Genomic DNA, 14,037 nt, shown 5'->3' with positions numbered 1-14,037 from the left:
GAGCGCAAGAAAAGCCGCTCTGTTCGGCGCTTTGGATCTTCGCCCATGTTGCATACTATGTAACCAAATCAGGCGGAACGTATCATGGCGACCTCCAGCATCAATTCCAGTACCAATACCGGCTCTTCGACGGTGTCGAACGATATCTACAACCGTGTCCAGCAGACCATGGCGTCGCAGAACAAGGCCGCGACCAAGCTCAATACCACGCTGAAGAACGACCAGACCAAGCTGTCGGCGTTGGGCCAGCTGCAAAGCGCGCTGGCCAATTTCCAGTCGATCGCCGCCGGACTCACCGGCAGCGGCTTGAGCACCAGCGCCGCCACCTCGGTCAAGAACGTGCTGACGGCCGCTTCCACCGGCGCGGCCAAGGCCGGCACCTATGCGATCAATGTCAAGCAGCTGGCCCAGGGACAGTTCCTGACCAGCGACGCTTTCGCGGCCGCCGATGCCAAGATCGGTTCGGGCGCGGTCACCACCGTCAAGATCGATTTCGGCACCGCCGGCGGCGACAAGGGCTACACCCTCAACAGCGCGGCGGCCGGCAAGTCCACCACCATCGACGCCAGCAATAACACGCTGGACGGCATCGCCGCCGCGTTCAAGGCGGCCGGCGTGGACGTCAAGGTGGTCAAGGGCGACGACGGCAAGTTCTCGCTGGCGATCGCCGGCCAGAGCGGCGCGGCCAACACCATGCGCATCAGCGTCAGCGGCGACGCCGCGCTGAAAAACCTGCTGGCCTTCGATCCCGACGGCGCCCAGAAACTCAAGCAGACCAGCGCCGGCATGGACGCCATCGTCAACGTCGACGGTAAGGACGTCACCAGCGCCACCAACACGCTCGACAAGGCCATCCCCGGCGCGACGCTGACGCTGACCGGCGCCGGCAAGACCGACGTCACCATCACCCAGGACGCCAGCCAGATCGGCGCCAACCTGAAGTCCTTCGTCAGCGCCTACAACGATTTGAACAAGAAGCTGCAGGCCCTGCAGAAGGGCGACCTGAAGTCCGACACCGCGCTGGGCCAGGTCACCAGCCAGCTCGGCATGCTGCTGAAGACGGGCGGCGGCAGCGTCTCGCTGGCGGCGCTGAACGCGGCCGGCGTCAGCCAGGACAGCAACGGCCAGCTGGTGGTCGACGACAAGAAGCTCACCGCCGCGCTGGCCACCGATTCGGCCGGCGTCGGCAAGCTGTTCACCAACGGCGGCAAGGGCATCGCCGACCTGCTGTCGTCCAAGGCGGCGGCGTTCACCTCGGACAGCAGCGTGATCAGCAAGGAGGCCGGCCTGCTGGGCCGCGAAATCACCAACATCAACGGCCGCCGCACGGTGCTGACCAAGGCGCTGACGGCCCAGGCGACCGCGCTGGCGGCGCTGTACACGGCCCAGGCCCAGACCGGCGCCGGCAGCGCCCTCAACGGCGCGGCCGGCAGTTCCGGCTCGCTGTTCGATATCCTGGGATGATTTTTCTAACGAATTCCTTGCGTCGAAACTGGCTATGCCCGATCATCACGGCTTGTGATTGATTCCAAACGGAGGGGCTATGGCAGGGAAGTTCGTTGGTGCGGTGATGGTGGCGGCTGGCTTGATGGCCGGTGCGGCCCAGGCGCAGGAGGAGAAAGTCCTCAACATCTATAACTGGTCGGACTATGTCGCCGATGACACCGTTAAAAACTTTGAAAAAGAAACCGGCATCAAAGTCCGCTACGATGTGTTCGACAACAACGAAATCCTCAACTCCAAGCTGGCCGCCGGCAAGTCGGGCTACGACATCGTGGTGCCGACCGCGCAATGGGCGCGCCTGCAGATCGACGGCAAGCTGCTGCGCAAGCTGGACAAGTCCAAGCTCACCAACCTGAAGAACCTGGACCCGGCCATCCAGGCCAAGCTGGCCAGCATCGATCCGAACAACGATTACCTGGTCGACTGGCTGTGGGGCTATACCACGGTCGGCATCAACGTCAACAAGGTCAAGGCCGCGCTGGGCGGCATGCCGATGCCGGACAACGCCTGGGACCTGATCTTCAATCCGAAATACGCGTCCAAGCTCAAGTCCTGCGGCGTGTCCTTCCTCGATTCGCCGTCCGAGGTGCTGCCGGCCGCGCTGCTGTACCTGGGCAAGCCGGCCTACTCGAAGAACGCCGCCGACTACGCCGAGGCGGGCAAGCTGCTGCAGGCGATCCGCCCGAACGTGACGCTGTTCAGCTCGTCCGGCTACATCAACGACATGGCCAACGGCGCGGTGTGCGTGGCGCTGGGCTGGTCGGGCGACATCAACATCGCCCGCCAGCGCGCGATCGACGCCAAGAACGGCAACGTGATCGAGGTGCTGGTGCCGAAGACCCAGGCCGCGCTGATGTTCGACACCATGGCCATCCCGGCCGACGCGCCGCATCCGAACAACGCCCACCTGTGGATCAACTACATCCTGCGCCCCGAGGTGCACGCCAGCCTGACCAACAAGGTGTTCTACGCCAATCCGAACACGGCCAGCCTGAAGTTCGTGCGCAAGGATATCGCCGGCAACAAGACGGTGTTCCTGTCGGACGCCGACAAGCAGCGCATGGCCGCGCCGGAAGCGGTGCCGGCCGACATCCGCCGCAACATCACGCGCATCTACACCAAGTTCAAGACCGGCCTGTAAACGACGATCGGCGCGAGAGGCGGGTCCGGTCCGGACACGCCACTGGCGCCGATGCTGCTTCATTGAAGCGTAGGCTATTCGTGATAGCGGTCGATCAGTTTGTGTTTGCTGCCGCGCGTTTCCTCGATGATCTCATACACTACCAAGGCAATCATCCCGCCGAAGATGCCCATCGCAAGCAAGGTGAACATGGTAGCCCTCCCTCTAGTTGTTACGATTAAACTTTAGCAGAAGGGTGCCGCTTTACAAGCCCAGCGGAAACTTTTATTTCACCACCAAGTCCGCCGCCATCACCGCCTTGAGGTAGACGCTCATGGCGTCGCCCGGCACGCGCTGGGCGAACCACCAGGCGCTGGCCTTGCGGATGTCCCATTCCAGGTCGTCGCCGGTCAGCAACAGCGAGGCCGCCTGGCCCAGCGTCGGCTGGTGGCCGACCACCAGCACCGTGTCCTTGTTGGCCGGCCAGTTGACGGCCTTGAGGATGTCGGCCGGATCGGCGCCCGGCGCCAAATCGCTGTGGATCTTGAACTTGCGGCCCAGCGCCTCGGCCGTCTGCAAGGTGCGCAGCGCCGGGCTGCACAGGATGCGGCAGCTGTCGGGCAGTTGCGAGTCCAGCCACTGGCCCATGCGGCGCGCCTGTTTCTGACCCTTGCCGGTCAGCGCCCGCTCCAGATCGGCCATGCCCGCTTGCGCTTCTTCGGCTTCGGCATGCCGCCACAAAATGAGATCCATATTTTTCTCCCCAACGACATGTGAAAAAAGATCCCCGGTCCGTCCTTATTCTTCGAGATGGGCGCCGCGCATGCCCAGCGTGTCCATCAGGTGCTGCTGGGCGCTGAAGGGCAGCTGCTTGCCGCGCGCCTTGCGGCGCTGGTAGTGGCCGTCCGCTTCCAGTTCCCAGGCGTTCATATTGTCCTTTAAATACGGGTTCAAGCCCTCGTTCAGCACGCGCCGCTTGAGCGCCTTGTCCAGCACGGGGAAGGCCACCTCGATGCGGCGGAACAGGTTGCGGCTCATCCAGTCGGCGCTGGCCAGCATGACGTCGTGCGCCAAATCGTTGCGGAAATAATAGATGCGGCTGTGTTCGAGGAAGCGGCCGATGATGGAGCGCACCTTGATGTTCTCCGACAGCCCCGGCACGCCGGGCTTGAGCATGCAGGCGCCGCGCACGATCAGGTCGATCTTGACGCCGTCCTTGGAGGCGGCATACAGCGCGCGTATCACCGATTCGTCGACCAGCGCGTTGATTTTAACAATAATCCGCCCCGGCCGCCCGGCGCGCGCGATGCGCGCCTCGTTGCGGATCGCCTTGATGATCTCGTTGTGCAGCGCGAACGGCGCCAGCCACAGGTGCGTGAGCCGGTGCGGCTTGGTCAGGCTGGTCAGGTGGATGAACACCTCGTTGACTTCCTGGCTGATGCCCGGATGGCAGGTCAGCAGGCCGAAGTCGGTGTAGAACTTGGTGGTGGTCGGATGATAGTTGCCGGTGCCGAGGTGGGCGTAGAAGCGCAGCTTGCTGTCCTCGCGGCGTATCACCAGCGCCACCTTGGCGTGGGTCTTGAGGCCGACCACGCCGTACACCACCTGGGCGCCGGCCTGCTCCAGCTTGTCGGCCCAGTTGATGTTGGCCTCCTCGTCGAAGCGCGCCTTCAGCTCCACGATCACCGTCACTTCCTTGCCCGAGCGCGCCGCCAGGATCAGCGACTCCATCAGGTCCGAGTTCATGCCGGTGCGGTAGATGGTCTGCTTGATCGCCACCACGGCCGGGTCGAGCGCGGCGCTGCGGATGAAGTCGATCACGGTCTGGAACGACTGGTAGGGGTGGTGCAGCAGGATGTCGCCCTCGCGCAGCGCGGCGAAGATGTCCGGGCTGCCGGGTTTCTGCGCGATGCCGGGATAAAACGGCGGGAAGCTCAGCGCCGGATTGTTCACGTGGTCCATGATCTCGGTCAGGCGCACCAGGTTGACCGGGCCGTTGACCGCGTACAGCCGGCTCTGGTGCAGGCCGAACTGGTCGAGCAGGAATTGCGACAGCTCTGGCGGGCAGTTCTTGGCCACCTCCAGCCGCACCGAGGTGCCGAACTGGCGGCCCTGCAGCTCGCCCTTGAGCGCCTGGCGCAGGTTCTTGACCTCGTCCTCGTCGACCCACAGGTCGGAGTCGCGGGTCACGCGGAACTGCGAATAGGCGATCACCTCGCGGCCGGCGAACAGGTCGGAGATGTGGGCGTGGATGATGGACGACAGCAGGCAGAACGACACGCCGCCGCTCTTGGACAGATGGTCGGGCAGGCGGATCACGCGCGGCAGCACGCGCGGCGCCTTGACGATGGCGATCGCCGTGCCGCGGCCGAAGGCATCCTTGCCGGACAGCGAGACGATGAAGTTCAGGCTTTTATTCACCACCTGCGGGAAGGGGTGGGCCGGATCCAGGCCGATCGGCGTCAGCAGCGGCCGCACCTCGGTGTCGAAGTATTCCTTGACCCAGGCGCGCTGCGCCTCGTTGCGCTCGTTGTGGCGCACCAGGTGCACGCCGTTGGCGGCCAGCTGGGGCAGTACTTCCTGGTTGAGGATTTCATACTGGTGGGCCACCAGCGCGTGGCACTCGGCGCTGATGCGCGACAGCGTGGCCACCAGCGCGGGGTGGTTGGACAGCGAACCCTCGACGCTGCCGGCCGCCAGCAGGCTGGCCACGCGCACCTCGAAGAACTCGTCCAGGTTGCTGCTGGCGATGCACAGGTAGCGCAGGCGCTCTAATAAGGGAATGCTCTTGTCCTCGGCTTGCGCCAGCACGCGCCGGTTGAACATCAATTGTGACAGTTCCCGGTCCAGAAACGCGGAGTTCTTGTTTACTTCAGCATGCAAGTCAGGCTTCATGTCTTTTTGTTCACTTTGCAGGTAGTCTCATTCTAGCCTGTATTGCGGCAGAATGATGCAACAGTGTAAATAAGAAATATGACAGGTCCATGACATTGTTTGTCATAAATGACGTGGACGGCGCGCCAATTATGACAACGCCGGCGTAATATATGGCGGCACATGGCCTGTTTCCATAGGGGAGAGCGGTGCGGCATAACTATTTTTGACATATTTCGGTCATGTCATAAACCTGTCATATAGTCCCGGTAGACTGCGCAGCATCCTAACCTGTCATAAACCAAAGGACCTGTAATGCGACTTAAACAACTGATCTCTTCCCTGGTAGTGGGCGTGTCTGCTGTCATGGCATTCTCCTCCGCCGCATCCGCCGCCGATATGACCGGCGCCGGCTCGTCGTTCATGTACCCGATCGCCGCCAAATGGGCCGATATGTACAAGGGCGCCACGGGCAACGTGTTGAACTACCAGTCCGTGGGCTCCGGCGCCGGCATCAAGCAGATCAAGGCCAAGACCGTCGACTTCGGCGCATCGGACAAGCCGCTCAGCGCCGCTGAGCTGGACGCCGAAGGCCTGATGCAGTTCCCTGCCATCATGGGCGGTGTGGTCACCGTGGTCAACCTGGACGGCATCACCCCGGGCCAGATGAAGCTGACCGGCCCGCTGGTCGCCGACATCTACCTGGGCAAGATCACCAAGTGGAACGACGCCGCGATCGCCGCGCTGAACCCAGGCGTCAAGCTGCCAGCCGAAGAAATCACCGTGGTGCACCGCGCCGACGGTTCGGGCACCACCTTCCTGTTCACCGACTTCCTGTCGAAAACCAGCCCTGAGTTCAAGACCAAGATCGGCGCCGACGCCGCCGTGAAATGGGCCGTGGGCGTGGGCGGCAAGGGCAACGAAGGCGTCGCCGCCAACGTGCAGCGCATCAAGGGTTCGATCGGCTACGTCGAGTGGGCCTTCGCCAAGAAAAACAAGATGTCGCACACCCAGCTGAAAAACAAGGACGGCAACTTCCTGCAGCCTGACGACGAGTTCTTCAAGGCCGCCGCCGCCAACGCCGACTGGGCCAAGACCCCAGGCTTCGCCGTGGTGCTGACCGACCAGCCAGGCAAGAACGCATGGCCGATCACCGGCGCGACCTTCGTGCTGATGCACAAAGCCCAGGCTGACGCAGCCAAAGGCAAGGAAGTCGTCAAGTTCTTCGACTGGGCCTTCAAGAACGGCGCCGCCGCTGCGACCGATCTGGACTACGTGCCAATGCCACCGTCGGTTGTCAAGCTGATCCAGGATTCCTGGAAAGCCAACCTGAAGGATGCATCGGGCAAGGGCATCTACTAATCGGGACCATCCCTTCGCCGCCGGCAATTGGCGGCGAGGGGGTTAGCCTGCGCCGCCCGACCGGGCGCCGCAGGCTAGCTTACATCAACGAGACAACCATAATGAGCGCTGATATCACTTCCACGCCCCTGACCCCATCGGAGCCGCTTATGCAGGCCAGCACCGCCCAGGCCAGTGCAGCGGAGCACGCCGCGTTGCGCGCCCTGCAACGCACCATGCGCAACCAGCGCATCCAGGATTTCATCTTCCACAAGACCACCATGCTGTTCGCGCTGTCCGTGCTTGCGGTGCTGCTCGGTATCATCATCTCGCTGGTGGTGGGCGCCTGGCCGGCGTTTAAGGAATTCGGCCCGGGCTTCATCACCACCGTCGAGTGGGACCCGGTCAATGAAAAATACGGCGCCGCGATCGCCATCGTCGGCACGCTGGCCACCTCCGGCATCGCGCTGCTGATCGCCTTCCCGGTCAGCTTCGGCATCGCGCTGTTCCTCACCGAGATCTGCCCGGCCGGCCTGCGCCGCCCGCTGGGCACGGCGGTCGAGCTGCTGGCCGGCGTGCCGTCCATCATCTACGGCATGTGGGGCCTGTTCGTGTTCGCGCCGCTGTTCGGCGACTACGTGCAGCCGCTGCTCAAGAACACCCTGGGCCACCTGCCCATCATCGGCCAGTTCTTCAGCGGCCCGACCATGGGCATCGGCATCCTGACCGCCGCGCTGATCCTGGCCGTGATGATCATCCCGTTTATCTCCTCGGTGATGCGCGACGTGTTCGAGATCGTGCCGGCCGTGCTGAAGGAATCGGCCTACGGCCTGGGCTGCACCCGCTGGGAAGTGGTGCGCAAGATCGTGCTCCCTTACACCAAGACCGGCGTGGTCGGCGGCGTCATGCTGGGCCTGGGCCGCGCGCTGGGCGAGACCATGGCCGTGACCTTCGTTATCGGCAACGCCAACAAGCTGTCGTGGTCGCTGTTCGCGGCCGGTAACTCGATCGCCTCGACCCTGGCCAACGAATTCGCCGAGGCCGACACGCCGCTGCACACCTCGTCGCTGTTCGCGCTGGCGCTGATCCTGTTCGTCATCACGTTTATTGTTCTGTCCTCCGCCAAGCTGATGTTGGCGAGCATGTCCCGCAAGGAAGGCGTCAAATGAAGCAAGCTACCACTTCGTCGCCGGTCAATCCGGTCTACCGCAAGCGCCTGCTGGCGCACCGCGTCGGCATCGCCCTGTCCGTGCTGGCGATGTCGGTCGGCCTGCTGGTGCTGGCCTGGATCCTGGTCACGCTGGCCGTCAAGGGCTTCGGCGCGCTCAATCTGCACCTGTTCACGCAGCCGACCCCGTCGCCGGGCAGCGAGGGCGGCGGCGTCTCCAACGCCATCGTCGGCAGCCTGATGATCGTCGGCCTGTCCACGCTGGTGAGCACGCCGATCGGCATCCTGGCCGGCATCTACCTGGCCGAGTACGGCGAAGAGAACAAGATCGCCAGTCTGACTCGCTTCGTCACCGACATCATGCTGTCGGCGCCGTCGATCGTGATCGGCATGTTCGTCTGGGCGCTGTACGTGGCCACCGTCAACCACTACTCGGGCTACGCCGGTTCGCTGGCGCTGGCGCTGATTGCGATTCCGGTGGTGGTCCGCACCACCGACAACATGCTGCGCCTGGTGCCCAACAGCCTGCTGGAAGCGGCCTTCGCCTTGGGCGCGCCGCGCTGGAAGGTGGCCATGCTGGTGCGCCTGCGCGCCGTCAAGGCCGGCGTGATCACCGGCGTGCTGCTGGCCGTGGCCCGCATCTCCGGCGAAACCGCGCCGCTGCTGTTCACCGCGCTTAACAACCAGTTCTTCAGCGCCGACATGAACCGGCCGATCGCCAACCTGCCGGTGGTGATCTACGGCTTCGCCATGAGCCCGTACGACAACTGGCGCGAGCTGGCCTGGGGCGGCGCGCTGCTGGTGACCTTCAGCGTGCTGGCGCTCAATATCATCTCGCGCACCCTGTTCAGCCAAAAAGTCCCGAATTAAACCTGCGAATTAAACTGATAAAAGCGATCAATAATGAATACGCAACTGAGCCAAGAGAATGTGGTGCCCATGAACGGCAAACGTAAAACCATCGAGATTTCGGGTCTGAATTTTTTCTACGGTAAAACCCAGAGCCTGACCAACGTCAACCTGGACATCCACGAGAAGCAAGTCACGGCCTTCATCGGCCCATCGGGCTGCGGCAAGTCGACCTTGCTGCGCACGCTCAACCGCATGTACGACCTGTACCCCGGCCAGCGCGCCGAGGGCTCGATCATGTACCGCGGCCGCAATATCCTCGAAGAGGGCCAGGACGTCAACATGCTGCGCGCCAAGGTCGGCATGGTGTTCCAGAAGCCGACCCCGTTTCCGATGTCGATCTACGACAACATCGCCTTCGGCGTGCGCCTGTACGAGGACCTGTCCAAGGGCGAGATGGACGAGCGCGTGGAATGGGCGCTGAAGAAGGCCGCGCTGTGGACCGAGGTCAAGGACAAGCTGAGCAAGTCGGGCCTGTCGCTGTCGGGCGGCCAGCAGCAGCGCCTGTGCATCGCGCGCGGCGTGGCCGTGAAGCCGGACGTGCTGTTGCTGGATGAGCCGACCTCGGCGCTGGATCCGATCTCGACCTCGAAGGTGGAGGAGCTGATCAGCGAGCTCAAGCAGGACTACACCATCGCCATCGTCACCCACAACATGCAGCAGGCGGCGCGCTGCTCGGACTACACCGCCTATATGTACCTGGGCGAACTGGTGGAGTTCGGCGAGACCGACCAGATCTTCATGAACCCCGCGCGCAAAGAGACGCAGGACTACATCACCGGTCGCTTCGGCTGATCGCATTTATAATAGCAAATCGACTACGGAGAGCAGCATGATCGGTGAACATTCATCCAAACAGTACGACAACGAACTGGAAGCCATACGCAGCAAGGTGCTGCTGATGGGCGGCATCGTCGAGACCCAATTCCTCGACGCCATGACCTGCTTCCGCATCGGCAATCCCGAGCGCGCCGACCGCGTGATGCGCGAGGACGACGCCGTCAACCAGCTGGAAGTATCGCTGGACGACGCCTGCAGCCACCTGATCGTGCGCCGCCAGCCGGCCGCCAACGACCTGCGCACCATCATGGCGACCATCAAGGTCATCACCGACCTCGAGCGCATCGGCGACGAGGCCACCAAGATCGCCCGCACCGCCAAGGCGCTGCACGCGCGCGGCGCGGTGACCGTCAACCACTACGAGATGGTGCGCGGCATCGCCAACAACACCAGCGACATGCTGCACGACGCGCTGGACGCCTTCGCCCGCAACGACGGCAAGCAGGCGCTGCAGCTGATCGCCCAGGACGCCGTGATCGACCACGAGTTCCGCTCGATCATGCGCAACCTGATCACCTTCATGATGGAAGACCCGCGCACCATCTCGGCCGCGCTCGACACGCTGTGGGTGGCCAAGGCCATCGAGCGCATCGGCGACCACGCCAAGAACATCGCCGAATACGTCATCTACGTCGTCGAAGGCAAGGACATCCGCCACACCAAGACCGCACCGATACCGGACGACGTGCCGGCGCAAGCTGAGTAAATAAGAGAACATGGCATCTGATAAAACCACCGTACTGATCGTCGAGGACGAGCCAGCCATTGTCGAGCTGGTGACGTTCTCGCTGCGCGAAGCGGGCTGGAACTGCTGCGCCGTGCAAAGCTGCGCCGAAGCCTGGGACTTCATCCAGACCAAGACCCCGCAGCTGATTTTGCTGGACTGGATGTTGCCCGACCAGACCGGCCTGCGCCTGCTGGCGCGCATCCGTTCCGACCGTCAGTTCAATGAAATTCCGGTCATCATGCTGACCGCCAAGAGCATGGAAGAGGACAAGCTGGCCGGCCTGAACAGCGGCGCCGACGACTACGTCACCAAGCCGTTCTCGCCGCGCGAGCTGCTGGCGCGCGCTAAGGCGCTGCTGCGCCGCAAGAGCCCGGAGCACGCGCAAGCCACCATGCGCGCGGCCAATGTCATGCTGGACCCGGTCAGCTGCACGGTGTCGATGGACGAGCAGAAGATCGACATCGGCCACGCCGAGTACAAGCTGCTCAAGTTCCTGCTGGCCCATCCCGAGCGCGTGTTCTCGCGCAGCCAGCTGCTCGACAAGGTCTGGGGCGACCATGTGGTGATCGAGGAGCGCACCGTCGACGTCCACGTGCTGCGGCTGCGCAAGGCCTTGAAAGAGGCCGAGCATCTGATCAAGACGGTGCGTAGCGTCGGCTACATGCTGTCGGAGAAATAATGAATCCTAAACTGGTGTTCTGGGTGCCGGCGGCACTGCGCACGGCCATCATCCTGGCGGGCTGCGCGACGTTGGGCTGGATGTTCGGCTGGATCAACGGCCTGGTGCTGGCGCTGCTGGCCATGATGGTGATGGTGTTCGTGCAGCTGACCTATCTGTACCAGCTCAGCAACTGGATGGACGATCCGCAAAGCGCCAAGCTGCCCGACGGCTGGGGCGCGTGGACCAACATCTTCTCGCGCCTGTACCGCATGCGGCGCGACGACGAGAAGAACCAGGCCGAGCTGACCGAATGGCTGGCGCGCTTCCGCCAGGCCATGCATCTGCTGCCGGACGGCGTGGTCATCATGGACGACGTGCTGTTCCTGGAGTGGTGCAACCCGGCCGCCGAGAAGCACCTGGGCCTCACGCACGAGCGCGACAAGGGCATGCGCGTGACCAACCTGGTGCGCAGCCCGGACTTCATGGACTACATCATCCTCGGCCGCTACGAGCAGCCGCTGACGATCAGCTTCCGCGAGCGCAAGCTGATCGTGCATATCATCCCGTTCGAGAACCGCCGTCAGATCCTGGTGACGCACGACGCCACCGAGACCGAGCGCATCGAGGAGATGCGGCGCGACTTCATCGCCAACGCCTCGCACGAGCTGCGCACGCCGTTGACGGTGATCGTCGGCTTCCTGGAAATCGCCGCTTCCGAAGGGCTGGACGCGGCCACGCGCTCGGCGCACCTGAAGCTGATGACGGAGCAGGGCCACCGCATGCAGCACCTGATCGAGGACATGCTGACTCTGTCGCGGCTGGAGTCGGTGGATTATCCGATGCGGCCGGAGCAGGTCGATGTGCCCAAGCTGATGGAGCAGGTGCTGCGCGACGCGCGGGCGCTGTCGGCGGGCAAGCACGAGATCACGATGTCGGTCAACGGGCCGGATGTCATGGGCAGTTACGAGGAGCTGCACAGCGCCTTCGGCAACCTGGCGTCGAACGCGGTGCGCTACACCCCGGCCGGCGGCAAGATCCATCTGGTGTGGCGGGAGTTCGAAGGCGGCGTGAAGTTCCTGGTGGAGGATACCGGCATCGGCATCAGCCCGGAGCACATCTCGCGCCTGACCGAGCGTTTTTACCGCGTCGACAAGAGCCGTTCGCGCGAGACGCAGGGCACCGGCCTGGGCCTGGCGATCGTCAAGCACGTGCTGCTGCGGCACGGCTCGACCCTGCAGATCCGCTCGGAGGCGGGCAAGGGCAGCACCTTCATCGTCTGCCTGCCCAAGACCGCCATCGTGCACGCGCAGCCCGAGCTGTTGCTGAACTAATCCGCGCAGCCGGCCGCCGCCGGCTGCCATAGCCGCCTGCCCAGGGCGGCCTCGAACACCTCCAGCTGACCGCGGTCGTCGATCAGGTAATCGGCCAGCATGATGTCGTGCGAGACGATGCGGTCCTCCAGCAGCGGCGGCACGGTGGAGCGCAGATGGTCCAGCGCCAGCCGCGTGCCTTGCCCCAGCTGCACGCCGGGATAAAAATGCAGCCCCTGGCCCGCCGTGATGTATTCGATCGCCAGCACCTTTTGTGCGTTGCCGAGTATCCGCAGCAGGTTCAAGGTGGCCGGCGTGCCCAGCGACAGGTGGTCCTCCTGCAGCGCCGAGGTGATGTAGTTGTCCAGCACCATGGGCTGGGCCAGCATCTTGTTTTCCGCCACCAGCGAGGCCGCCGCGTACTGCACGATCATCAGGCCGGAATTGACGCCGCTCTCGGCGATCAGGAACGGCGGCAGTCCGCTGACGTGCGGATTGACCAGGCGGTCGACGCGCCGTTCCGCCACCCCGCCCAGCTCCGCCACCGCCATCGACAGCGTGGTGGCGGTCATCGCCATCGCCTCGCCGTGCGGATTGGCTTGCGAGATCACGCGGTAGTTGTGCTCGTCGCCGAACACCAGCGGATTGTCGTTGGCCGATCGCAGCTCGATGTTGATCTGCCGTTCGGCGTGGGCGATCTGCTCGCGCGCGGCGCCGTGGATCTGCGGCATCGAGCGCAGGCTCAGCGCGTCCTGCGTGCGGATGCCCTGGCCGCTGCGCAGCACGTCGCTGCCGGCCAGCAGCGCGCGCAGGTTGGCCGCCACCTGGATTTGGCCGGGATAGGGCTTCTGCCGCATCGCCTCGGCGTCGAAGGCGCTCAGCTGGCCGCGCAGCGCCTCGAAGCTCATGGCGCCGATCACGTCGGCCCAGCAGGCCAGCCGCTTGGCGCGGTCCAGCGCCAGGCACAGCAGGCCGGTCATGCAGGGCAGGCCGTTGACCAGGCTCAGGCCGTCCTTGGCGCCCAGCGCCACCGGCGCCAGCCCGAGCATGGCCAGCGCCGCGCCGGCCGGCATCGTCTGGCCGCGCAAGCGCACCTCGCCCAGCCCGATCAGCGTCAGGCCGACGTGCGCCATGTGCGTCAGGTAGCCGACCGAGCCCTGCATCGGCACCACCGGGGTCAGGCCCAGGTTCAGGAAATCCAGCAATTGCCGCACCACGTGGGCGCTGATGCCGGAGTGGCCGCGGCTGTAGTTGACGATTTGCGCGCACATGATGGCGCGCGTCTCGACCTCGCCCAGCGCCGCGCCCAGCCCGCAGGCGTGGCTCTTGAGCGTGCGCCGCGACAGCTCGCCCAGCTGCTCGCCGCCGAGCACGACGTCGGACAGCGCGCCCAGGCCGGTGTTGATGCCGTAGGCCTTGACGCCATCGACCACGATGCGCTCGACGATGGTGCGCGCGGCCTCGATGCGCCGCCACACGGCGGGGCTCAGTTCGAGCCGGGCGCCGTGGGCCACGCGGACCACGTCCTCATACCTGGCCGGGACCTGTTCGTCCAGGCAGACGGTTGCCGTTTCCATGACTGTT

Annotated in this window: 12 protein-coding genes; 9 read left to right on the top strand and 3 right to left on the bottom strand. The window is 64.3% G+C overall.

The genetic code is table 11. The features are described from left to right. The first annotated feature begins 84 nt into the window (after positions 1-84). Together fliD and HUX88_RS29695 are read left to right on the top strand one after the other, a co-directional pair. The gene (gene fliD / locus HUX88_RS29700; RefSeq protein ID WP_176364081.1) at positions 85-1,464 is read left to right on the top strand and encodes a flagellar filament capping protein FliD; all 1,380 of its coding nucleotides are present in this window, start codon (positions 85-87) and stop codon (positions 1,462-1,464) included. Between the two features lie 79 nt (positions 1,465-1,543). After that, positions 1,544-2,644 carry a polyamine ABC transporter substrate-binding protein gene (locus HUX88_RS29695; protein ID WP_176364080.1) on the top strand — a complete coding sequence of 367 codons (1,101 nt, stop codon included), beginning with the start codon at positions 1,544-1,546 and terminating at the stop codon, positions 2,642-2,644. Positions 2,645-2,908: 264 nt separating this feature from the next. Here the strand turns inward: HUX88_RS29695 and HUX88_RS29690 are convergent, their stop codons facing one another. Together HUX88_RS29690 and ppk1 are read right to left on the bottom strand one after the other, a co-directional pair. Further along, positions 2,909-3,376, bottom strand: a complete 468-nt coding sequence (locus tag HUX88_RS29690) for a histidine phosphatase family protein (protein WP_117009866.1) — start codon at positions 3,374-3,376, stop codon at positions 2,909-2,911. Positions 3,377-3,421: 45 nt separating this feature from the next. Next, complete coding sequence (ppk1, locus tag HUX88_RS29685; RefSeq protein ID WP_176364079.1) at positions 3,422-5,518, bottom strand: polyphosphate kinase 1; 2,097 nt, start codon at positions 5,516-5,518, stop codon at positions 3,422-3,424. A 294-nt stretch (positions 5,519-5,812) separates the two neighbouring features. On the opposite strand from ppk1, the gene pstS reads away from it, so the two are divergent. From pstS to phoR, 7 genes are all read left to right on the top strand, one after another. Next, the gene (pstS, locus tag HUX88_RS29680; RefSeq protein WP_161098934.1) at positions 5,813-6,859 is read left to right on the top strand and encodes a phosphate ABC transporter substrate-binding protein PstS; all 1,047 of its coding nucleotides are present in this window, start codon (positions 5,813-5,815) and stop codon (positions 6,857-6,859) included. 149 nt (positions 6,860-7,008) lie between these two features. After that, a complete protein-coding gene (pstC, locus tag HUX88_RS29675) occupies positions 7,009-8,007 on the top strand; it encodes a phosphate ABC transporter permease subunit PstC (RefSeq protein ID WP_117009869.1) in 999 nt (332 codons plus the stop codon). After that, positions 8,004-8,876, top strand: a complete 873-nt coding sequence (gene pstA / locus HUX88_RS29670) for a phosphate ABC transporter permease PstA (RefSeq protein ID WP_117009870.1) — start codon at positions 8,004-8,006, stop codon at positions 8,874-8,876. The genes pstC and pstA overlap by 4 nt, the downstream gene beginning before the upstream one ends. A gap of 69 nt (positions 8,877-8,945) precedes the next feature. Next, positions 8,946-9,710 carry a phosphate ABC transporter ATP-binding protein PstB gene (gene pstB / locus HUX88_RS29665; RefSeq protein WP_175041824.1) on the top strand — a complete coding sequence of 255 codons (765 nt, stop codon included), beginning with the start codon at positions 8,946-8,948 and terminating at the stop codon, positions 9,708-9,710. 37 nt (positions 9,711-9,747) lie between these two features. Further along, a complete protein-coding gene (gene phoU, locus HUX88_RS29660) occupies positions 9,748-10,461 on the top strand; it encodes a phosphate signaling complex protein PhoU (protein WP_008447308.1) in 714 nt (237 codons plus the stop codon). A gap of 10 nt (positions 10,462-10,471) precedes the next feature. Further along, positions 10,472-11,161: a response regulator gene (locus tag HUX88_RS29655; RefSeq protein ID WP_117009873.1), complete on the top strand. Its 690-nt coding sequence runs from the start codon at positions 10,472-10,474 to the stop codon at positions 11,159-11,161. Further along, a complete protein-coding gene (gene phoR / locus HUX88_RS29650; protein ID WP_117009874.1) occupies positions 11,161-12,474 on the top strand; it encodes a phosphate regulon sensor histidine kinase PhoR in 1,314 nt (437 codons plus the stop codon). Before HUX88_RS29655 ends, phoR begins: the two co-directional genes overlap by 1 nt. Here phoR and hutH read toward each other — a convergent pair. Next, a complete protein-coding gene (hutH, locus tag HUX88_RS29645; protein WP_117009875.1) occupies positions 12,471-14,030 on the bottom strand; it encodes a histidine ammonia-lyase in 1,560 nt (519 codons plus the stop codon). The genes phoR and hutH overlap by 4 nt on opposite strands. Positions 14,031-14,037 lie beyond the last annotated feature (7 nt).

The sequence above is a fragment of the Duganella sp. BJB1802 genome (genome assembly GCF_013369445.1).
In the GTDB taxonomy this organism is placed as follows: Bacteria; Pseudomonadota; Gammaproteobacteria; order Burkholderiales; family Burkholderiaceae_D; genus Rugamonas; species Rugamonas vulcania_A.
The sequence above is the reverse complement of the archived record's forward strand: the minus strand, read 5'-3'. Positions and strand labels throughout refer to the sequence as shown.